This window comes from Streptomonospora sp. PA3, assembly GCF_009728995.1.
Taxonomy (GTDB): domain Bacteria; phylum Actinomycetota; class Actinomycetes; order Streptosporangiales; family Streptosporangiaceae; genus Streptomonospora.
Map to the genome: position 1 here is coordinate 230,582 of NZ_VTZW01000015.1, position 21,841 is coordinate 252,422.

The following is a 21,841-nucleotide window of genomic DNA, read 5'->3' on the forward strand; positions in this document are numbered from 1 at the left end:
GTGGGGTACTCCGTTTCTGTGCGGGGGGGGGGGTAGGTGACACGAGGCGGGGCTCGGTCAGGAGACGCCCGATAGCGTCAGCTCCTCGGCGTAGTGGCAGGCCGCCAGGCGGCCGGGAGCGACCTCGCGCAGCGGGGGCGCCTCGTTCGCGCACCGGTCGGTCGCATAGGCGCAGCGGGTGTGGAAGGGGCAGCCCGCCGGCGGGTCGGCGGGGTCGGGCAGTTCGCCGCGCAGGCGGATGCGCTCGCGGCTGCCGCGCATCCGCGGGTCGGGGATGGGCACGGCCGAGATCAGCGCCTCGGTGTAGGGGTGGCGCGGATCGGCGTAGATGTCGGCGGTGGGGCCCGTCTCGACCACCCGGCCCAGGTACATCACCGCCACGCGGTCGCACAGGTGCTCGACCACCGACAGGTCGTGGGAGATGAACAGGTAGGTCAGCCCCATGTCGTCCTGCAGATCCTGCAGCAGGTTGAGGATCTGCGAGCGCACCGACACGTCCAGGGCGCTGACGGCCTCGTCGGCCACGACCAGGCGCGGTTCGCACACCAGGGCGCGGGCGATGCTGACGCGCTGGCGCTCCCCGCCGGAGAACGCGTGGGGGTAGCGGCGCAGGTGGTCGGGGCGCAGGCCCACTCGGCGCAGGATCGCGGTGACGCGGTCCTCCAGCTCGCTGCCGCCGACGCCCAGGAGCACGCGCAGCGGCTCGCCGATGATGTCCAGCAGGGTCATGCGCGGGTTGAGGGAGGCGTGCGGGTCCTGGAAAACCATGCGCACCTCGCGGCGGTAGGCCGCCAGGTCCGCGCCGGAGACCGCGGCCGCATCCAGCACCCGCCCCTGGCCGGAGCGGTAGCGGACCTCGCCGCGGGCCTCGGGGCGCACCCCCATGACGGCCGAGCCCAGCGTGCTCTTGCCGCAGCCGGACTCGCCGACCAGGCCCAGCGTCTCGCCCGGGTCGACGCGCAGGTCGACTCCGTCGACCGCCTTGACCACGCCGCTCTTGCCCCGCCGGCCGCGTTTGCGCAGCGGGAAGTGCACCCGCAGGTCGCGGGTCTCCAGCAGCGGGCCGGTCGCGGTGGCGCCGGTGCCGCCGACGCCGGCGGCCGGGTCGGCGTCGGCGTCAGTTGGCGTCGACATCGGCGGCCTCCTTTCCGGAGGGGGAAGCGGGGCGGGGGTCGTCGCCGGCGGTGCCGGCCTGCGGGTCGGGCGAGCGGCCCTCGGCGCCGCCGTAGAGCAGGCAGCGCACCAGGCGGCCGTTGCCGACGTCGATCGGCGGCGGATCGACGGTGTCGCACAGTCCGGGCATGGCCGCGTCGCAGCGGTCGCGGAACACGCAGCCGGTGGGGCGGGTGCTGGGATCGGGCACGGTGCCGCGGATGGCGGGCAGCCGGTCGCGGCGCGGGCCGCCCATGCGCGGGATCGAGTCCAGCAGCGCGCGCGTGTAGGGGTGTTTGGGCGCGTGGAAGACCTCGTCGACGCTGCCGTGCTCGACCACGTTGCCCAGGTACATCACCGCGACGTCGTCGGCGATCTCGGCGACCACGCCCATGTCGTGGGTGATGAACAGCATCGCCATGCCGCGCCGCCGCTGGAGGTCGGCGAGCAGGTCGAGGATCTGGGCCTGGGTGGTGACGTCCAGCGCCGTGGTCGGCTCGTCGGCGATGAGCATGCGCGGCTCGCACGAGAGCGCCATCGCGATCATGACGCGCTGGCGCATGCCGCCGGAGAGCTGGAAGGGGTAGACGTCGATCAGGCGCTCGGGGTTGGGGATGCCGACCTGGCCCAGCAGGCCGACGCTGATCTCGCGGGCCTCCTTCTTGCTGACGGGGTTGTGCACGCGGATCGACTCGCCGATCTGGTTGCCGACGCGGTGCACCAGTGACAGCGACGCCATCGGCTCCTGGAAGATCATGGCGATGTCGCGGCCGCGCACCCGCCGGATCTCCTTGCCCTTGGGTTTGAGCGCGGCCAGGTCGAGCGGCCGGTCCGCGGGGGCGGCATCGGCGCCCGCCGCGGCCGGGGCGCCGTCTGCGGGGGCGCGGGAGTCGGGGTGCAGCAGCACCTGCCCGCCGGTGATGCGGCCCGGAGGCTCGACGAGCTGCAGAATGGAGCGCGCGGTGACGCTCTTGCCGCAGCCGCTTTCGCCGACCACGCACAGTGTCCGTCCGCGGCGGATGGTCAGGTCCACGCCGTTGACGGCCGGGACCTCGCCGTGGTCGGTGCGGAACCGCGTCCGCAGTCCCCGCACTTCGAGGACGACGTCTGGGTCAGTACCGGTGGCCATGAGTCGCACCTGCTTACTGGTAGGGGTCGGCGGAGTCGCGGATGCCGTCGCCGACGAAGTTCAGCGCCAGCACGGCCACCGTGACGGCGACGCCGGGCAGCAGCGTCCAGGGAGCGCCGGCGATCGAGTGGATGTTCTGGGCCTCCTGCATCAGCACGCCCCAGCTGACGACCGGGGGCTGCAGGCCCAGGCCCAGGAAGGACAGGGCGCTCTCGGCCAGGATCATCAGCGGGATCGCCAAGGTGAGGGAGGCGACGATGTGGCTGGTGAAGGAGGGGAGCATATGTCGGCCGATGATGCGCGAGCGGCTGCAGCCGTCCAGCCGGGCGGCCAGCACGAAGTCCTCCTCCCGCAGTGACAGGAAGCGTCCGCGCACCACGCGCGCCAGGTCGGTCCAGCCGATCAGCGACAGGATCACCGTGATCGCGAAGTAGGTGGTCAGCGGCCCCCATTCGCGCGGCACGGCCGCCGACAGGCCCATCCACAGCGGGATGGTGGGGATGGACATGGTGAACTCGATGACGCGCTGGATGGCGGTGTCCACGCGGCCGCCGAAGTAGCCGGAGGCTCCGCCGAGCACGACGCCCAGCACGAACGCCAGCGCGACGCCGACCAGGCCGATGGACAGCGAGACCCGGGTGCCGTACACGATGCGGGAGAGCATGTCGCGCCCGTTGCGGTCGGCGCCCAGCAGGTACATCCGGTCCTCGGGGTTCTCGGGCCCGAACAGGTGGGTGTCGGCCGGGATCACGCCCCACATCTCATAGGGGGTGCCTTCGACGAAGAAGCCGAGCTCGACCTTCTCGGACTCGTCGACGGTGTACTCGCGGGCGAGGGTCTCCTGGTCGCGCGTGGAGTCGTAGCCGTAGACGTAGAAGCCCAGGTCGAGGCCGCCGCCGGAGGTGTCGACGAAGTGCAGGGCCTGCGGCGGGGCGTGGGTGTGCTCGGCGCTGTACTCGCCGGGTGTCGTGGGGGCGACGAACTCGCAGAACAGGCCGATCAGCGCCATGACGCACACGACGGCCAGGCTGCCCATGGCCAGCTTGTGCCGGCGGAAGCGCAGCCAGATGAGCCGCCACTGCGACGCCGCTGCGATGGCGTCGGCGGTGGCCGGGTCTGCGGCGCCCCCCGGCTCGTCGGCGGGGCCGGGGCGGCGTTTCAGGGGCAGGTTGAGTCCCATGGGTCAGGCCTCCTCGGCTTGGGCGTGGCGGATCCGCGGATCCCACCAGGCCAGGAGCAGGTCCGAGATCAGGGTTCCGATCAAGGTGAGGGCGCCGAGGACGAGGATGAACGCCCCGGCCAGGTACATGTCCTGGTTGCGCAGCGCCTGCAGCAGCAGCGGTCCCGTGGTGTCCAGGCTCAGCACGATGGAGACCATCACCTCGCCGCCGACGATGGTGGGCAGCACCCAGCCGACCGTGGAGATGAACGGGCTCAGCGCCATGCGGACCGGGTACTTGAGGATCACCCGCCACTCGGGCAGGCCCTTGGCGCGGGCGGTGGTGACATAGGGCTTGCGCAGCTCGTCGAGCAGGTTGGCGCGCAGGACGCGGATCAGCACGGCCGTGCCCGCGGTTCCGATGATCAGCACCGGCATCCACAGGTTGGAGACCACGTCGAGGACCTTGCCGAGGTTCCAGGCCGAGTCGGCGAACTCCGGAGAGACGATCCCTCCCATGCTCTCGCCGAAGTAGGCGAAGGCGATCCACACGAAGATCAGCGCGAGCATGAAGTTCGGGGTGGCCAGGCCGATGAACCCGATGAAGGTGAAGACGTAGTCGCCGACGGAGTGCTGGCGCACCGCCGAGTAGATGCCGATCGGGATGGCCAGGCCCCAGCTGACCACGATGGTGGCCAGCGCCAGCGCGACGCTGATGCCGATGCGGTCCCAGATCAGCGTGGAGACCTCGCGCTGGTACAGGAACGACTGGCCGAAGTCGCCGTTCATGACGATCCCGCCGATCCAGCGCAGGTACTGGACGAATACGGGGTCGTTGAGGCCGTAGCGCTCCTCCAGCGCCCGGATCTGGGTCTGGTCGACCGACTGCCCGCGTGCGGAGAGCTCGGCGACGTAGGTGGTGATGTAGTTGCCCGGGGGAAGCTGGATGATCAGGAACGACACCAGCGAGATGGCGAACAGGGTCGGCACCATGTAGATGAACCGGCGGATCAGCAGAGCGCGCATGGCGCCTCCCCTCCGGGCAGCGCGGCCCCTTGCTGGGGGCGGCGCGCCGGCCGTTCTCGGATAGCGCTTACCAAGCCCGCGTGCGTCCGGGCGGACACGGGTGCGGCCCCGATCTCCCGTGCACCGGGCGAAGCGGGATCCGCGAGGCGTTGACCGGGGTGGATAGCGCTTACCATGGCGAGCCGCCTCCGTGCATCCGCTCGTAGTAGCGGGTCCCCTGGCGCAGCTCGCCGGCCGTGACGGTGCGGTGCTGGGCGGCCGAGGCGTAGATGCCGGCCACCAGGCGCATGGTGCGCAGCGACTCGGCCGAGGAGACCGGCGGGGCCTCCTTGGCCCGCAGCGCCGACAGCACGTGGGCGATCTGGGCGGCGTGGCCGCTGTTGACTCCCGACTCCCCGGCCTCCCAGGCGGCGCGGACCTCGTCCTCGCAGCCCGGCGCCGGGGTGATCGTCCAGTCGTCGTCGCCGTAGCCGTAGAGGTGGCGCAGCTCGACGGTGGCCCGCTCGAAGTCGATGCGGATGTAGCTCTCCTCGCGGGGGGAGAGGACGCTGTTGACGAAAGTGGCCACGGCGCCGTTGGCGAAGGCGACGTGGCCGATCGAGAGGTCCTCGGTCTCCATGACCCGGGCCTGGCGCCGCGCCGCGGCCGAGACCTCGGTCCAGTCGCCCAGCAGCGCCAGCAGCAGGTCGAGCTGGTGGATTCCGTGGCCCATGGTCGGGCCGCCGCCCTCGGTGTCCCAGCGCCCGCGCCAGGGCACGTCGAAGTAGGCCTGGTCGCGGAACCACAGGGTGTGGCAGACGGCCACCAGCGGCCGCCCCAGCTGCCCGGACTCCGCCATGGCCAGTACCCGGCGGGCGCCGGATCCGAAGCGGTGCTGGAACACGGTGGCCACCCAGGGGCCCTGGCCGGGGGGTCCCTCGGCGGCGGCCATCTCCTCGATCTCGGCCAGGCTCAGCGCCGGGGGCTTCTCGACCACGGCGCTGGCGCCGCCGCGCAGGCAGGCCAGGACCTGGCCGTGGTGCATGCCCGGGGGCGTGCACAGGTGCACCAGGTCGGGCTGCACCTCGCGCAGCATCCGGTCCATGTCGCTGTAGCGCTGCGGAATGCCGTAGCGGTCGGTGAAAACCGCCAGGTTGTCGGCGTCGACATCGGCGGCCGCGACCACCGCGGCCTCCTCGGGCATCGACTGCAGCGCCTCGACGTGGAACCGGGCGATGTTGCCCGTACCGACGACGGCCACACGCAGGCGGTCGGGCGCCTCGGGGGCCGTCTGGTCGGGTATCTGCATGGCTCTCCTCCAGGGTGGGGACCGAGGGGGACCGGTCCGCCGCTGCGTGTCACCTCGGGCGGGCTGCGTCCGGGGCGCTTCGGCGGCACATGGGGTGTCGGCAGGGTCGGGGGTAGCAGGGCCGGAGGGACGTCCGAAACTATCGGACACAATCTCGCAATCTCTGGCGGTCGAATTTACGTTCACGCCATGCCCAGGTCAATACCCTGATGAGACTTGCCTCACTCCGAAACAGGCAGTGAGCGCAAACATCCGTGTTCGATTGACGGTTTCGACGCCTCACCGGCCGCGGCGGCCGCTTTCGTGATCGAGAGGACCCCACAGACTCCCGAAACTATCGGTATACGGGGCGTAATGGGCGACTCCGCCGAGCGACGATCGAACGCGCCGGCGTCCGCGGCGCCCTCCGGAAACGATCCTGTACGCAGGGTCACCTGTGATCGCGCACAATGACCACCGGTACAGGATCGGAGCGGACAGCACAAAGGCCGATCGCGCAGGGCGATCGGCCTTCACGAACCGTGATTCGGGTGCGCCATCAGGGACTCGAACCCCAAACCCACTGATTAAGAGTCAGTTGCTCTGCCTATTGAGCTAATGGCGCTTGCCGTGGTGCCGGGAGGAGGGGGGATCCCGCCTGTCCGGGCTTGCGACGGATTAAACGATAGCAGCCTCCCGAGGCGCTCGCGAACCGAATGGCCCGCGTACGGTCGCACGGCCCCCACTCCCCGGAGCCCGGCGGGTGGGGGCCGCCGACCGGCGTCCGGCGCTCCTCGCGGTCAGGACCACGTGAGAACCACGGTCACGATGATGCCGATGGCCAGGACCGCACCCACCGCCGCCAGGACGTAGGGGGTGACCGGCCGCTTCGGCGCCGCCTCGGGCTCCTTGTTGTCCGCCACGAAGCGGCGGAACATCATGGTCGAGCCCGCGGGGTCGCCCTGTTCTTGATCGTTCTTGTCAGCCATGCTGACGACCTTAGCGACTCGCGACACCCGCTGCCGCCCTCGGACGAAGATATTTCCGGTTTCGGGGGATTCTCCGGTTCACCGCGCGTCATCGGCGGCGCGCCGCAGCAGGGCGGCGTGCGCCTGCGCCGGTGCTCCCGAGTCCCGCAGCGCCAGGCCGGCGGCGCCCAGGGCGCCCTCCGCCGCCCGAGCGGGCTCGGCGGTCCCGCCCAGGCGCAGTCCGGCGCGGACGGCGTCGGCGACCGGGCCGCCGGCGAGCACGGAGCCGGCGAGCACGACCGGCTCGCCGCCGCCGGCGGCGGGCCCGAGCGCGGCTAGAGAGCCCAGCAGCCGATCGGCGGCGTCGGCGGCGATCCGCTCGGCGGCGGGGTCGCCGTCGGCCGCCGCCGCGGTGACGGCGGGCGCCAGCTCGCCGATTTCGGCCGGGGTCCGGGCGTGTGCGGCACGCACCAGTGCCGCGGCGTCGCCGGCGGGCACCTCCAGCACCGCGGCCAGCCGCTCGCACAGCGACGTGGGACTCCCCCGCCCGTCGACGGCAGCCAGCGCCGCCCGCAGGCCGGCGAGGGCCAGCCACACCGCCGAGCCCTCGTCGCCCAGCAGCCAGCCGTTGCCGTCGCACCGGCGCACCACGGCGCCGGCGCGGACCCGGGCGGCCACGGCACCGGTGCCGGCGATGAGCACCGCGCCGGTGTCGGCGGCGGTTCCGGCGGCGAACGCGACGGCGATGTCGTCGGTGACCCGCGGGCTTGCCCGCAGCCCCAGAGCGCGCCAGGCGCGGTCGACGATCTCGGCGGCCCGTGCCCGCCCGGCGGTGGCCGCCCCGGCGAGTCCGATGACGGCGTGCTCGACCTCGGCGGCGCCCACTCCCTCCAGCGCCTCGCGCACGGCCTGCTCCAGCGCCGCGGCGGGGTCGCCTCCCGAGAATCCGTTGGCTCCCGCGGCCCGCCCGCGGCCCAGCACCTCGCCGCTGAGCGACACCGCGGCGCACCGCGTGCTGGTGCCGCCGGCGTCGAGTCCGAGGACGATGCGCTGGACCATGGACCCGACCCTAGCGCCGCGGCGCCCGGGTGCCGCGGAGCCGCGGCGGGGCGGTTCCCGGGGCGGCCGGGCTTTCGGCCTCCGCGGCGTCACCGGGAGTGGCTGTAAGCGCACGGCCCGCAGGTGAAAGTGAATCGCCAGCGCGCTGTAAGCCCGTACCGCCATTATCGGTTCTCAGGCGGTCCCGGCTGGTACTTCCCCGCTGCCGGCGGCTCGCCTTGCGATGCGAGCCGGGACCGCGGGGGGCGTCTCGGCTCCCAGGGGCCGGAGGACGGCCGGCTCGTGGGGGAACGCGGCTCCCTGCGGAGCCGCACGTGCCTGGCGGGACGACCGGGGAGGGTCCACTCTCGCCAGGCACGCCCCGCTCTCGGCGCCGGCCCGCACACCCCGGAGCGCCGGTCCGCGTGCGGTGTCCACCGCCGCGACCGGCCGGAGCCGGCAGGCCCGCCCGCGGCCCGGCTCGTATCCCCGCCCTGCTCGCCATCCGGCGCGGCCGCCGCCTGCCGCCGTCCGCGCGCCGCCGCACAGGCGAGCGCGGCGCGGGGGCACCGGCCGGCGCCTCCTCGGCGGTTCGTCCACAGCCGCGGTCCGCCCCTGCCCAGGGGAGCGGCCGTAGGCGATCATGGGTACAGCAGCCCACGCGGCTTGCGATCCGGTGCTCGGCCGCGGGCCGAGGGCACGCGGCCGGGCAAGGCACGGGGGACTGCCGCGCATTGACTGCGACCGTCGACCCGAAAGAACGTTCCACCATGGCGAAAACGGCGAAACCGTCGGCCTCCGCCGACGGCGGGGAGGCGCCTCCCGGCGACTCCCCCACCAGGCAGACCGGTCCCGGCGAGTCCCCGGCGCCGACCACGGTGCTGCGCATCCGGTCCCTGATGCCCTCGCTCGCTCCGGCCGAGCAGCGGGTCGCCCAGCGGATCGTCGACGACCCCGAACGGGTCGCGGCCTCCTCGATCACCCAACTGGCCAAGGACTGCGACACCTCCGAGGCCACGGTCATCCGGTTCTGCCGCACCATCGACTTCACCGGCTACCGCGAGCTCCGCCTCGCCCTGGCCACCGAGGCCGGGCAGGCGCGCGGCGCCGGGATCACCGCGCGCGAGGTCGCCGGCGACATCAACCCCGACGACACGCTGGTGACCGTCGTCGAGAAGATCGCCTACACCGACGCCCGCGCCGTCGAGGACACCGCCGCCCAGCTCGACACCGCCGTACTGCAGGCGGTCGTGGAGCGCATGGCCCAGGCCCGCCGGGTCGACATCTACGGCGTGGGCGCCAGCGCCTTCGTCGCGGCCGACCTCCAGCAGAAGCTGCACCGCATCGGGGTCACGTCCTTCGCCTGGTCCGACACCCACGTAATGCTCACCAGCGCCGCCCTGCTGGGCGAGGACGACGTCGCCCTGGCCGTCTCCCACACCGGATCGACCATCGACACCATCAACGCCCTCGCCGAGGCCCGCCGCCGCGGCGCCACCACCGTCGCCGTCACCAACTTTCCCCGCTCCCCCATCAGCGAGGCCGCCGACCACATCCTGACCACGGCGGCGCGCGAGACCACGTTCCGCTCGGGTGCCACCGCGAGCCGACTCGCCCAGCTCACCGTGATCGACTGCCTGTTCGTGGGCCTGGCCCAGTCCCGCTACGCCGACAGCCGCACGGCCCTGGCCACCACCTACGACGCCGTGCGCGGGCTGCGCGTGGGCGAGACCCGCAGGCGCCCGGGCCCGCGCGGCGCCGACGAGGCCAGTGAGGCGGGCGAGGCCGGCGGTCCCGCCGGCGGGACCGGCGAGCCGCCGAACGGCGGGGGAACGCCATGACGCCGCGGCCGGACGCCGACGCCGCCGGCTCCGACGGCGGCACCGCCGCATCGCCGGCGCCGCTGGAGATCGTGCGGGTGCCCACCGAGCGGCGCAACCAGGGCACCTACGACATCGACCGGCTGCCCACGCTGGAGGTCCTGCGCCGGATCAGCGCCGAGGACGCCACCGTGCCCGGGGCGGTCGCCGCCGCCCTGCCCGATCTCGCCCGGGCCGTGGACCTGGGGGTCGAGGCGCTGCGCGGCGGCGGGCGCGTCCACTACTTCGGCGCCGGAACGCCCGGCCGCATCGCCACCATGGACGCCGCCGAGCTGCCGCCGACCTTCGGCACCGACCCCGGCGCGGTCCTGGCCCACCACGCCGGGGGCGCCGCGGCGCTGGGCCGGGCGTCCGAGGGCGCCGAGGACGACGAGCGGCTGGGCCGCTCCGACGCCGCGGAGGTGGGCGCCGGCGACCTCGCGGTCGGCCTGACCGCCAGCGGCCGCACCCCCTACGTGGCCGGGGCGCTGCGCACGGCGCGGCGGGCGGGGGCGGCCACCGTCCTCGTCAGCGCGAACCCGCAGGCCCCGCTCGCCGGCGACGCCGATGTGCACGTGGCCGTCGACACCGGCCCCGAGGTGATCGCCGGCTCCACCCGGATGAAGGCGGGCACCGCGCAGAAGCTGGTGCTCAACGCGTTCTCCACGGCCCTGATGGTGCGCCTGGGACGCACCTACTCCAACCTGATGGCGGGGGTCGACGCCACCAACGCAAAGCTGCGCGGCAGAGCGGTGACCATCCTCGCCGAGGCCAGCGGGACCGACGAGGACTCCTGCGCCGCGGCTCTGGCCCGCGCCGGCGGCGACACCCGCGTCGCCCTGGTGTCGCTGCTGGCCGGCGTCGACGCCGCGCGCGCCGCCGCCGAGCTGGCCGCCTGCGGCGGCCGGGTCCGGGCCGCGCTCGATCGGATCGGTGCCGGCGCCGGGCCGCAGTAGCGGGATCCGGCCCGGCGCCCGCGGTGCCGCCGCCGCGGGGCCTCCGCCCGCCTCAGCCCCGCTCGACGGCGGTGCCGATCAGGCCCAGCGGCGGGGCGCCCAGATCGAGCAGGGCCGTGTGGAACCGCCGCAGGCCGAACTCCGCTCCCCATGCCCGGCGCGCCCGTTCGCGCAGGTCCAGGATGGCCAGCTTGCCCCAGGTGTACCTGCCGTAGGTGGGGTCGACGGCGGCCCTCCTGGCCTCGCTCAGCGCCGCCCGGCCCTCGTGCGGGGTGTCGGCGGCGAAGCGGTGCGCCGCCTGCTCCACGGTCGTCTCGCCGGTGTGCACCCCGATCGCCGCCACCAGCCGCGTGACACGCACCAGGGCCTCCGACCACACGCCGATCTCGTAGTGCGCCGCGGTGAACTCCGCGGAGCCCAGCTTCTCCTCGGCGTAGGCGCCGAACCCCTCCTCCAGGCACATCTCCTCGGCGTAGTGGGCCCAGCCCTCGACGAACGCCGGAGAGAACAGCGCCCGCCGGACCGGGCCGGGCGCCCGGCGCAGGGCGCGGTTGTGCGAGAAGTGGCCGGGCGCGACTTCGTGCACGCTGATCGCGGCCAGCCCGGCCGGGCTGAACAGCCGCAGCCAGTCCTCGGTCTCCTCTGCCGACCACTCCGGGACGGGCGGAGTCACGAAGAAGTTCGCCGGGCTGTCGGCCTCGGCGGGCCCCGACAGACTCAGCGACGCCACTACCCAGCGCAGCGAGGCCGGCGACGGCCGCACGGCGCACCTGCCGTCGTGGTAGGGCACGAGGTCGCGTTCCCGGGTGAAGTCCTGGGCGAGCGCGGTCCAGGTGCGCGCGTGCGCCACCACGTCGCCGCCGTCGGGGTGGTCGCTCATCAGCCGGCGGGCGACGTCCATGGGTTCGGCGCCCGGGTCGATGCGGGCCGCGGACTCCGCCAGGCGGTCCCGCAGCCGGTCGCGTTCGGCCTCGGCACGCCGGGCCAGCTCCTCAAGGTCGACGCTGAGGGCCTCCCCCGCACCCATCAGGCGCGCCAGAGCGGCGCCGCCCAGCGCGGCGTCGCGCGGCCCGGCCTTCGCCGCGTTCTCCAGGTGGGTGACCAGCCGCCGGTGGGCCGAGAGTGCGGCATCGCGCACGTCGGCGGGCAGGCCCTCGTCGGGAACGCCCTCGGCGAGGCCGCGGGCGGCCTCCAGCATCGCCGTGGCCGCCGGAGCGCTCACCCGGTCCAGCGCGGCGATCGCGCGGTCGACGGCGTCGGGCCACTGGGCCAGATGGCGCTCGCGGGCCGCCTCCCGCTCGGGTGCGGGCGCGTACTCGCGCTCGTAGCAGGACACGTCGAGTTCCTGGATGTGGGGCAGCGGATTGGAGCGGTGCAGCTCCAGTTCGCCGAATTGCACCCGCAGTGCCTCCTCGGCGGCACGGGCGTGGGCCTCGTCGTGTTCGTCGGGGAAGGCCTCGCCCCCGAGCCGCGCCAGCCGCTCGGAGACTCCTTCGGGTGAGAGGTCGCCGACGACGCCGTCGTACTCGTGGCGCCCGCCCTCTTCACGCGCCCCGGCGACACCGAGGTCGGCGATGGCGCGCAGCCGTGCAGGAAAGTCGTCCATGCCCCCGGACCCTACTGGCGGACGCCGCCGGCCAGACAGGGCGCACCGCGCGGAACCCCCGCCGGGTCCGGTACGTCGGTCACACTGTGAGCAACCGGTCGCCCGATCCCGCCAACGCGCCCGCAGCGCCCCCGGCGCCGCACGAGCCCGGCGCGCCGCCGCGCCGGCGGCGCCTGCCGTGGAGACCGCCGGGCGTGCGCACCTGGCTGGTCCTGTGCGTGCTCGCGGTCCTGGCCGGGCTGGCGCCGTTCACCTGGCTGCGGGTCACGACGCTGGACCAGCGCACCGAGCCGGGAGCGGCCCAGGCCAAACCGGTGGCGATCGTGCTGGGCGCCGGCCTGCGCCCGGACGGGACTCCGACGACGCTGCTGGCGCGGCGCCTGGACATCGCCGCACGGCTGTACCACGCGGAGCGGGTCGACGCGGTGCTGGTCAGCGGCGACAACAGCATCGCCGCCTATAACGAGCCCGACGCCATGCGCGCCTACCTGGCCGCCGCCGGCGTGCCGCGCAGGAAGGTGGCGGCCGACTACGCGGGCTTCAGTACGTGGGAGACGTGCGTGCGGGCGCGCCGGATCTTCGGCGTGGACTCGGCGTCGGTCATCACCCAGCACTTTCACCTGCCGCGCGCCGTCAAGCTGTGCTCCAGCGCGGGGATCGACACCCAGGGTGTGGGCGACTCCAGCTACCGGGTGCGGACCACCGCGACGGTCTACGGCTACGCCCGCGAGGTGCCCGCGGCGTTCCTGGGCACTTTCGAAGCCCTGACCCGCCCGGAGCCCCGGTTCCTCGGTCCCCGGGAGCCGGGGGTCAGCGAGGCCCTGGAGGCGCCCCGGTAGGACGCCCTTCCGGCCGTCGGCCCGCCGGAAACCGGGTGGCCGGAAACCGGGTGGGCCGGGCGGGCGAGGCCGGTCCCGGCGCGGTCAGCGGCCTCCGCCGAAGAGGCGGCCGAGCAGGCCGCCCGGCTGGGGCTGCCCGCTCTGCGGCGCGGCGGGAGAGCCCGCGGAACCGTTCGGCACCGCGCCGCCCTCGTCCGGGGAGTCGTCGTCGGCCCCGGCGAAGGCGCGGAAGTCGTCGCGGTCCTCGGGCAGGCCCCACGCGCCGACCGTGGCGCCCAGCGCGGAGTCCTCCCACGCCTGCGGCGGCAGCTCGGCCAGCTCCCACAGCACCTTCAGGGTGTCCTCGTCGAACTCGGCAGAGGGGTCGGCGGCCTCCTCGACGGCGGCGCGCGGGCCCATCACCGCCTCCAGCGCGGCGCCGGCCACGTCGGCGCGGACGGCCCCCTCGGCGCCGGCGAGCGCATCGGGCAGCACCGCCAGGCGCTCGGCCAGGCCGCGGCCGCCGGCGCGGCCCAGTGCCAGGAACCCCAGCGCCTCGGGCGGGGTCTCGCCGCAGTGCGGCCAGGCGTCGCCGAAGAGGCCCCGGTAGCCGGGTTTGGTGCGACCGCCCCGGGCGATGCGGGTGAAGCATTCCTGGGGCGCCTTCTCGCCGTGGATCTGCACCATGGCGACGGCCGCGGCGAAGGAGTTGTACAGGTGCCCCGAGGCCATCTCGTGGGCGAGGGAGACCGTGACCGCCGGATCGTCGGCCGGGGCCAGCATGCCCAGGGCGAAGAGTTCGGCGGAGAGGAGGTCGTCGGCCGGCTCCTCGGCCGGCAGCGCCGCTCCGTGCGCCATCTGGCGCGCCGCCGCATAGGGATCTGACGATGCGGACGGCCGGGAGAGGTCCTGGGGCCTGCCGGCGTTGCGCAGCAGGCGGGGGTAGGCCTCGGCCGCGGCGCCGGGAAGGAACGCGAGCACGTAGCAGGCCCACTCGGCCGGCGGGTCGATGCCGCGCCGGTTGTCGCGGCCGTCGAGGAGGGTCAGCAGGTCGGCGGTTCTGGCCAGGACCGCGTCGTATACGCCGAGCTCGGCCTCCAGCAGCGCGGCGCCGTCGTCGCGGGCGGCGGCGTCGACGCGCACCCGCATCTTCCGGAACTGCTGCTCGTCGGGGGCTTCGAGGGCCCAGGCGCGGTACTGCTCGCGGACCTTCTCGCTGTCGGTGCCCGAGGCCCAGGCGATCTCGTCGCGCCAGAGGGAGTCGTCGCCGCGCTGCGGCACGCACGTGGTGGCGGACGGGACCAGCAGCTCCAGCAGCAGGCTGAGCGGACGCGAGCGCCATTCGGCGGGGGTGCCGGGATCGCAGGCGATGGAGACGAGGAAATCGGCGACCCGCGGCGCGGCGGTGTAGGACGGAGAAGGGAAGCGGATGATGTCGAACAGGGCGGCGACGGCGTCGTCGACCGTCCGCTCGGCTTTGCGCTCGGTGTTCTCTCCCACGGCGATGTCGCGCAGGAGGTCGGGGATCTCCTCTCCGCGCGGAGCCAGCCCGCGCCAGTCGATGTCGTCCAGTCCGTGCAGGGGTCCGGAACCCGTCGTCGCGTCCATATCCGGCATTATCGCCGCGGCGACGCCCCCATCGCCAATCAGGCGTGCCCGAGTGTGGACGGGAAAGGGCGGGGGCGGCGGGAGGTTCGCCCCGCGCCCATCGGCGGGGGCGCTCGCCGGTGACCCGCCCGACGGAGGCGGCGACGGCCCCGCATGGCCCAGCCTGCGCGAATCGGCACGGGTGCCCGCCGGTACCGGTCGGCGACGGGGCAGCGAGGACGGCGGAGGGTCCCGCCACCGGAAATCGGCGCGGCTGCCCGCCAGTGACGGTCGGCGACGAGAGCGGCCAGGGCGGCGGGTGGCTCGGCCCCTCCAAGATCGGTTCGGGTGCCCGCGGGTGACGGTGGACAGCGGGGGCAGCGGCGGGGGCCGGGTCGGCGGTCACCGGCTGAGGTCGGCGCATGGCCGGTCACCCGACGAGGCGGCGACGACAGCGTGAAGGGCTCGGGCGGCATGGATCGGTCCGGGTGGGGGCCGGTGGCGGTGAGCGACGGGGGCGGCGCGCCCGGGTGGCGTTCCGGTTCGCCCCACTCACCCGCGCGCCCGGCTCGAAACCCGGAAGGCCCGATTTAATCTAACTCTCCATCGGCGATTTTGTACCTGTGGTCATTGTGAGCGCTAAAAAGTGACCACAGGTACAAGATCGCCGCCGCTGGGAGCGCCGATCCCGAGCATTTGCCTCCGATGTCCCGGTTCGTTCGCCGGGTCGGCTGCCGGACCGCACCCCGGACCGCGTCGAGGGTGTCGGTGGGGCCACACTCGGCGCCGAAAGTGACACTGGCGACACCCTCGACGCGGACCCCGGACGCAGAAGCCGGACCTTCGGCACCTTCGGGGCGGCGGCGGGACGACGAGGCGCGCCGCGCGATCGCCGGGGCGGGCTCCGGCCGCGCGGGGGGTCGTCCGCGGCGTCGAATCCTCCCGCGATGTCCGGTATGCAGGGGCGCCGGAGCGGCCCGCCCGGCCGGGATCGGCGATGATCATGGCGTTTGGACCGGGGATCCGCACCCGAAGCGATCCAAACGCGCACCTCGTGGCACCCGGCCGCCGCCACCTCCCGCCGCAGCCGGGCATTGCGGGCAAACCACCCCGGTTTCCTTCCGCATCTCGGAAGATCCGGGGTTGGGGTGCGCCGCGCAGCCCCGCCGCGCACCATCGGCGGACATCGTGGCCCCACCCGGAGTGAAATGCCCGAAACGTCCCCGACCCGACCGTGTGCAAGAACGGCGGGGGCCGCTTTCCAGGAACCCACCGGGCACCACCCGGGGCGGCCACCAGCGAGGCTGCGGCAATGGGTGCGCCTCGCGAAGCGCGGTCACAGCTTGCCGCCGAGCGCACGCTGCACCTGTCAGACGGAGCCGCACCACCGGTGGCGGGCCTCCGAAACACAGGTGCACCGCCGCTCGGCGGCAAGCTGGCATCGGCGCTTCGCGCATCACAGCCCCATTGCCGCAACCTCCTGTGGTGACCGACTCCTTGAACACGACGTAGGCGGCCCCCACCACCGCCCTCGCCGTCCCCGCCGGGCGACCCGCCACCCACCTTCGGCAACCGGCGACCGCCCGACCCGAACCCCCGCCGACCGTCGCGGCCTCGTCGCGTGGTCAACCGGCCAACACCCGAACCGATGATCGCCGACCCAGCCATCCGCCGCCCTCGCCGCCTCGTCGCTTGCCGCACCGGCGAGCACCCGAACCGATCCCCGCGGGCCAAGCCCACCACCGCCCTCGCCGCCCCCGTCGGGCGGCCCGCCATCCGCCGGGGGCAACCGGTGACCGCCCAGCCCGGCCCTCGTCGGCCGTCGCCGCCTCTCGGATGGGCGACCGGCGGGCACCGGAACCGATGATCGCTACTCCCGACCCCCCACCGCCCTCGTCGCGTGCGCAACCGGCGAGCACCCGAACCGATCCCCGCGGGCCCAACCCCGCACCGCCCTCGCTGCCCGTCGTCGCACGCCCAACCGGCGAGCACCCGAACCGATCCCCGCGGGCCGAGCCCACCACCGCCCTCGCCGCCCCCGCCGGGCGACCCGCCACCCGCGAGCACCGGAACCGATGATCACCACCCCGGCCACCCACCGACCTCGCCGCCCCCGTCGCGTGCGCAACCGGCGAGCACCCGAACCGATCCCCGCGGGCCCAACCACCCACCATCCCCGCCCCCGCCGGACGACCAGCTACCCGACCACAGCAACCGGTGATCGCCGACCTGTGCCGTGCGCCGCCGTCGCTGCTCGCGTCGGTCGCCCCGCCGGCTGGTGTGCGAACCGCTTCGCGGACCGCACCACCGCCGCCCTTGCCGCCCCGTCGCGGGGCGCGCAGGCGAGCACCTGGACCGGACTGCGGGGGGGGCGAGCCGCCGGCGGGTCAGGACAGGATGGCGCGCAGGTCGCCGCGGGGCGGTTCGACCACAGCGGGCGAGGGCTGCAGGACGGCGTCGGCCATCGCCTTGGTGCTGGCCCCCATTTCGCGCAGGTAGCCCAGTGCTGTCGAGCGCGGCCGCCGGCGGAAACTGGAGTCGCCGACCCCGTAGGCGTCCACGCCCGCCGCGCGGCACAGGGCGACGGCGCGGGGCAGGTGGAAGGCCTGGGTGACGACGATGGCCCGGTCGATGCCGAAGGTCTCGCGCGCCCGGACGGCGGTGTCCCAAGTGCGGTAGCCGTGCGGATCGGCGACCACCGCGTCCTCGGGAACCCCCCGCTCTGCGAGCCCGGCGGCCATGGTGTCGGTTTCGCGATTGGACTCGGGGCGGTTGTCGCCCGACACGAGCAGTGCGCGGACGGTCCCCTCGTGGAAGAGCTGAGCGGCGACGTCCAGCCGCCCCTCAAGCAGCGGCGAGGGCCCGGTGGGCCAGGCCGCGGCGCCGAGCACGATGGCGACCGGGCGGACGGGCACCCGTCCCGGCCCCGACCGGCGCCCGGCGCTGGCCAGGTAGCTCCAGGCCGTGGGGCCGAGCACCGCCGCGCTCGCCACTCCCGCGACCGCCCAGGCTCGTGATGCTGCCGGTGTCATCTGGCCTCCCGTCGCCCTCCGCCGCCCTCAACAGCGGCGCTGCACGCCATGTGTCCTTCTTCGTCGCCTGCCGCCGACTCCGGCGGCGGCGCTGCACGCCACGTCTCGTGGACCGTGCCCCGCGGCCGCCCTTGACGGCGGCACCGCGCGCCACCCCGTAGCCCTCCGCCCCCGCCTACCCCGCGGCGCAGGCGCTGCGCCGCGTCACCGGGTGCTGCTTCCGATCCGCCCGGTGGCCGCGCGGACTCGGATCCGGAGGCTTCCCGCCGCCTGATCACGTCCCCGCGCGTCCGCGTTCCGGAGAATCCGGCTTCCAGAACGGCTGGATCGCAGCGCGTCCGCATTCCAACACGTCCGGATCGCAGTGCGTCCGGATCGCAGCGCGTCCGCATTCCAACACGTCCGGATCCCAGCGCCTCTGGATCGCAGTGCGTCCGGACGTGCGCCGTCTCCGACAAGCAGGACTCGGCGGGGGTTCCGGGCTCGTCCGGCCCGCCCGACCCTAGCGCTTTCGCGGCGCCGCGGGGACATCGGGCCGCGGGCGGTGCCCCGGCGCGATCGCGCGGCCGCTCGCCGCCATGCGGCTCACGGAGGCAGCGGCGGATCGTCCGGGGCCGCCTCGCGGCCGCGGGCCGCGTCGGCCGCGGCGCCGGGCGGGCGGCCCGTGTCGTCGGCCTCCGCCGGCCCGCTCGCACGGGAAGCCCCGGCCGCGTCTTCGCCACGGCGCGGATCCGGGGCCCGGGTTCCGTGGAGAAGCCCCGGCACCTGCCGGGTGCCGTCCCCTGCGGTCTCCGCGGTCCCGGTGCCCTCCGCGGCCGTCTCCCCCGGGGCGTCCGCTGCCGGGACCGGCCGGCCGCACTCGTCTCCGGCGCCCTCGCCGACCTCCGCCGGTTCCCCCTGCCCGGCCGGCTCCCGCGGGCCGGGGAGCGCCGCGCCGGGTCCGCCGGGCTCCGCGGTCCGGCCGAACGCCGCACCGGGGGCGGAGGACGCCTGCGGCCGCAGGCCGCGGCCGATGACGTCGAGGCGGCGGTTGGCCTCGCGGTCGCGCCACTCCAGGCCCTCCTCGCGGGCCGCCTCCCGGGCCGCGGTCAGGTGGCGCACCGCTTCGTCGGTGCGGCCGGTCTCGTCGAGCAGCCGGCCGAAGAGCTCCTGGGCGCCGATGCGCCCGACGCTGTCCCCGAGCCGCTGGAAGGCCTCGTAGGAGCGCTCCGCGTCGACCAGTGCGTGGCGGGGATGGCCGCCTGCCGCCAGCGCCTCGGCCGCCGCGCGGTGCGCACGGGCGTGCCAGAGCTGGTCGCCGAGGTCGAGGAAGCCTTCGGCGGCCTCGCGCATGATGCGCGCGGACTCGTCGACGTCGCCCCCGGCGCGCAGCCGGACCCGCCCCAGCGCCAGCCGCGTGCGGTGCGTGCCCCAGGCGTCGCCCATCCCGCTCAGCGTCTCGGCCGCCTCCTCGAGCATCTCCAGCCGGCGCGGGACCGACCAGCGGCGCCGCTGCTCGGCCACGGCGCGCAGCCCGTCGCGTCCGGACCGGGGCAGGTCGGCGAACCACCGCTGCTGTGCGGCGAAGTACTCGCCCAGGTAGCGCTGCGCCGGTTCGCGGAGCCGGTGGGCGAACCACGCGCCGATGCGCTGGTGCTCCAGTTCCGACTCCGGTTTGAGGCGGCGGCCCTCGCGGGCGACGTGGCCCTCGATGTAGTCCCGCCGCTGCTCGGCGCGGGCCGGGTTGAGCGCGAGGTCGACGGCGTCGTACTGGCGGTCCAGCCGCACGGTGTCCAGTTCGGCCATGGCGCGCTGGCAGCGCGCCGTATACCACCGCTCCTCGGCGCGCTCGTAGTAGTCGCGCACCTGGTTGAGCATGAACCAGGCGTTCAGTTCGCGGCCGCGGGCGGCCAGCACCTCGGCGAGGGCGATCCGCGCGTTGCTGTACTCCGCCCAGTCGCCCTCGTAGCGGAAGATGATGCAGGCCGTCCGCAGCAGCGCCTGGGCCCGGCGGTGCTGGTCGCCTTCGCCCGAGCGGCCCGGGCGGTGCTCGGCGCTGCGGCGCCTGCCCCGCTGGGCGTGCACCTCGGCGAGGTCGCACAGCACGCGCGCCCGCCACCAGTTGTCGCCCTCCTCGGCGAAGAGCCGCTCGGCCCTGGTGAGCGCCGTGGCGCCGCCGTCCAGATGGCCTCGGCGCTGGAGGTTCACCCCCAAGGAGCGCAGCGCGCGGGCCTTCCAGTGCCGGGCGGTGCTGCCGGAGGAGTCCCCGTCGCGGCCGCCCACCTGCTCGAAGACGCGCTGTGCGGTGTTGGCGTCCTCGACGCCGGCCGCGTAGTCGCCCATCTTGCCGGCGATCTCGGCGCGGTCCAACCGCGCGAGCCCGACGGCCAGGCGGTCTCCCAGCACGTAGGCCATCCGCAGCTCGGCGAGGGTGGCCTGCTCCCAGTCGGCCCAGAAGACCCGCCACACCTGGCACAGGGCGGCGAACGCGTGCGCCAGCCGCCACCCCGGCTCGGCGAAGTCGTGGTCCTCGGCCAGCCGCAGGCACATCAGCAGCGACTCCCGCTCCTGGGTGAGCCACTGCCGGGGGTGCCCGGTGGGCACCAGCCGCAGTTCCGGATCGGGTGTGAGGTCGGTGCGCTCGGTCAGCACCGTCGGATCGTGGGTGCGGGTGACCTCGGCGGCGGCCTGCTCGACCAGCCAGGTGTAGGCCGAGACCAGGCGGCGGGCCACTTCGCGGTCGTCGGCGCCGTTCCACTGGTCGCGCTCCCACTGGGTGAGGCCGAACTCCTGCGGATCGATCAGCCGCAGTGTTCCGCGCACCAGGTCGTGGATGCGGAAGGTGTGTTCGCCGGTCTCGCTGCGCTCGGTGGTCAGCACCAGGAAGCGGCGGACGAGTTCGTCGACCAGCGCGCGGGCGGTATCGCGGGAGACGCCCAGCAGGACCGCCGCCGACCAGTAGCTGAACTTGTGCAGGTCGGAGTCTGCGATGCGCTTGAGCAGCAGCCGCTCCTGCGGGGCGCACAGCCGAAGGCTGAAGGCGAAGGAGGCCGCGAAGCCGTTGGGGCCGCGCAGCAGCGGACTGCGGGCCATGTCGTCGAGCTCGGCCAGCACCCGCCGCGGCGCGGGGCCGGAGTGCTCGGAGAGCCTGCCGCCGCACAGCCGGATCGCCAGCGGCAGTCCCTGGCAGCGGCGGACGATCTCGGCGCGGTCGCGGCGGACGCGTTCGCGCTCGGCCGGGGTGCCGCGGTAGTCGGGCGGCGCGATCCGGTCCAGCAGCTCCAGGCCTTCGCGCGGGCTGAGCTCGCCGAGCCGGTGGCTCTCGTACTCGAAGGTCGCGTCGCCGAAGGTGCTTCGCGAGGTGATCAGCACGGCGCAGCGCGGACCGGTGACCAGCAGCGGCTGTACCTGGGCGGCGTCCTTGGCGTTGTCCAGGACGATGAGCATCCGCTTGTGGTAGGTCAGCGCTCTCCAGGTGTTGGACAGCTCGTCGGGGGTGGCGCCCGAGGGGATGCGGCCCTGCATCGAGTGGACCAGGACCTCCAGCACCTTCTCGGGCGAGCGGGGTTCGCGCTGGGGCAGCCTGGGTTCGGGGACGTCGGCGGATTCGGCGTCGGGATCGCGGCGGGCGCCGCGGTCGAAGATGCGCCGCACCCGCAGGCCGATCCCCCGCGCGAGGCGGCCCGTCTCGGCTTCGGCCCCGGCTTCCGGGTCCTCGGGCTCCATGTCGCCGGACAGCTCCACCCACCGCACGCCGTCGGGGAAGCGGCCCAGGACCTCGTGTGCGATCTGGGTGACGACCTGCGTCTTGCCGGTGCCCGGTGCGCCGTTGACGACGATGACCAGCGGGGAGCGGCGCCTGCCGCCGCGCAGCTGGGCGGGCATGTCCAGCAGCCGGCGCACCCCGCTGCGGGGAAAGGTACGAAAGCGGCGCCGCAGCCGGTTCATCAAGGCGAGGTGGCCGGTGAAGCGTTCGCTGTAGGGCGGAAGCTCGATCTGGGGCTCGGCGGCGCGCGGGAGCGCGATCCTGCGGCCGCGGCCCAGCAGGGGCTCCAAGAAGACGGTGACGGCGGCGGTGGCGACCGCCCCGGCGGCCGAGAGGGTCCACACCACACTTCGGGGGAAGTCGTCGAGCAGGTCGGGGGCCATCTGCAGGAACAGGGCGGCGGAGATGAAGGCAACGGGGGCGATCACACCCGTCACCGTGCGCAGAAGCGACCGGCGGGCCGATCCCGGCTGCTCGCTCGGCCTCTCCCGCGGCATCG

General features: G+C 74.6%; 14 protein-coding genes and 1 tRNA gene. 3 read left to right on the forward strand and 12 right to left on the reverse strand.

All coding sequences use genetic code 11. From position 1 onward, the window contains the following. Positions 1–57 precede the first annotated feature (57 nt). The 8 genes from FZ103_RS15990 to FZ103_RS16025 all read right to left on the reverse strand — a co-directional run bounded on the left by FZ103_RS15990 (position 58) and on the right by FZ103_RS16025 (position 7,760). On the reverse strand, positions 58–1,134 hold the full coding sequence (locus tag FZ103_RS15990) for an ABC transporter ATP-binding protein (protein ID WP_156002285.1): 1,077 nt from the start codon (positions 1,132–1,134) through the stop codon (positions 58–60). Continuing rightward, positions 1,118–2,281, reverse strand: a complete 1,164-nt coding sequence (locus FZ103_RS15995) for an ABC transporter ATP-binding protein (protein WP_156002286.1) — start codon at positions 2,279–2,281, stop codon at positions 1,118–1,120. The genes FZ103_RS15990 and FZ103_RS15995 overlap by 17 nt, the downstream gene beginning before the upstream one ends. Before the next feature lie 13 nt (positions 2,282–2,294). Beyond that, on the reverse strand, positions 2,295–3,461 hold the full coding sequence (locus FZ103_RS16000; protein ID WP_156002287.1) for an ABC transporter permease: 1,167 nt from the start codon (positions 3,459–3,461) through the stop codon (positions 2,295–2,297). A gap of 3 nt (positions 3,462–3,464) precedes the next feature. Further along, positions 3,465–4,466, reverse strand: a complete 1,002-nt coding sequence (locus FZ103_RS16005; RefSeq protein WP_156002288.1) for an ABC transporter permease — start codon at positions 4,464–4,466, stop codon at positions 3,465–3,467. 169 nt (positions 4,467–4,635) lie between these two features. Then, positions 4,636–5,754 carry a Gfo/Idh/MocA family protein gene (locus tag FZ103_RS16010; protein WP_156002289.1) on the reverse strand — a complete coding sequence of 373 codons (1,119 nt, stop codon included), beginning with the start codon at positions 5,752–5,754 and terminating at the stop codon, positions 4,636–4,638. A gap of 531 nt (positions 5,755–6,285) precedes the next feature. After that, a tRNA-Lys gene (locus tag FZ103_RS16015) sits at positions 6,286–6,358 on the reverse strand. Between the two features lie 175 nt (positions 6,359–6,533). Then, positions 6,534–6,722 (reverse strand): hypothetical protein, encoded by a 189-nt coding sequence (locus FZ103_RS16020; protein WP_156002290.1) that lies wholly within the window; start codon positions 6,720–6,722, stop codon positions 6,534–6,536. A gap of 78 nt (positions 6,723–6,800) precedes the next feature. After that, positions 6,801–7,760: a BadF/BadG/BcrA/BcrD ATPase family protein gene (locus FZ103_RS16025; RefSeq protein ID WP_156002291.1), complete on the reverse strand. Its 960-nt coding sequence runs from the start codon at positions 7,758–7,760 to the stop codon at positions 6,801–6,803. Positions 7,761–8,509: 749 nt separating this feature from the next. Here FZ103_RS16025 and FZ103_RS16030 point away from each other — a divergent pair. Together FZ103_RS16030 and FZ103_RS16035 are read left to right on the forward strand one after the other, a co-directional pair. Beyond that, positions 8,510–9,580 carry a MurR/RpiR family transcriptional regulator gene (locus FZ103_RS16030; RefSeq protein ID WP_156002292.1) on the forward strand — a complete coding sequence of 357 codons (1,071 nt, stop codon included), beginning with the start codon at positions 8,510–8,512 and terminating at the stop codon, positions 9,578–9,580. Beyond that, positions 9,577–10,554, forward strand: coding sequence for an N-acetylmuramic acid 6-phosphate etherase (locus FZ103_RS16035; protein WP_156002293.1), 978 nt, complete (start codon positions 9,577–9,579; stop codon positions 10,552–10,554). Before FZ103_RS16030 ends, FZ103_RS16035 begins: the two co-directional genes overlap by 4 nt. A gap of 52 nt (positions 10,555–10,606) precedes the next feature. Here the strand turns inward: FZ103_RS16035 and FZ103_RS16040 are convergent, their stop codons facing one another. Beyond that, a complete protein-coding gene (locus FZ103_RS16040; RefSeq protein WP_156002294.1) occupies positions 10,607–12,160 on the reverse strand; it encodes a DUF885 family protein in 1,554 nt (517 codons plus the stop codon). A 194-nt stretch (positions 12,161–12,354) separates the two neighbouring features. On the opposite strand from FZ103_RS16040, the gene FZ103_RS16045 reads away from it, so the two are divergent. Continuing rightward, on the forward strand, positions 12,355–12,999 hold the full coding sequence (locus FZ103_RS16045; RefSeq protein WP_343233560.1) for an ElyC/SanA/YdcF family protein: 645 nt from the start codon (positions 12,355–12,357) through the stop codon (positions 12,997–12,999). 84 nt (positions 13,000–13,083) lie between these two features. Here FZ103_RS16045 and FZ103_RS16050 read toward each other — a convergent pair whose 3' ends face one another. From FZ103_RS16050 to FZ103_RS16060, 3 genes are all read right to left on the reverse strand, one after another. Beyond that, the gene (locus tag FZ103_RS16050; RefSeq protein WP_156002295.1) at positions 13,084–14,586 is read right to left on the reverse strand and encodes a hypothetical protein; all 1,503 of its coding nucleotides are present in this window, start codon (positions 14,584–14,586) and stop codon (positions 13,084–13,086) included. Between the two features lie 2,366 nt (positions 14,587–16,952). Beyond that, on the reverse strand, positions 16,953–17,597 hold the full coding sequence (locus FZ103_RS16055; RefSeq protein ID WP_156002296.1) for a vancomycin high temperature exclusion protein: 645 nt from the start codon (positions 17,595–17,597) through the stop codon (positions 16,953–16,955). A gap of 585 nt (positions 17,598–18,182) precedes the next feature. Then, positions 18,183–21,770: an NB-ARC domain-containing protein gene (locus FZ103_RS16060; protein ID WP_156002297.1), complete on the reverse strand. Its 3,588-nt coding sequence runs from the start codon at positions 21,768–21,770 to the stop codon at positions 18,183–18,185. Positions 21,771–21,841: the final 71 nt, after the last annotated feature.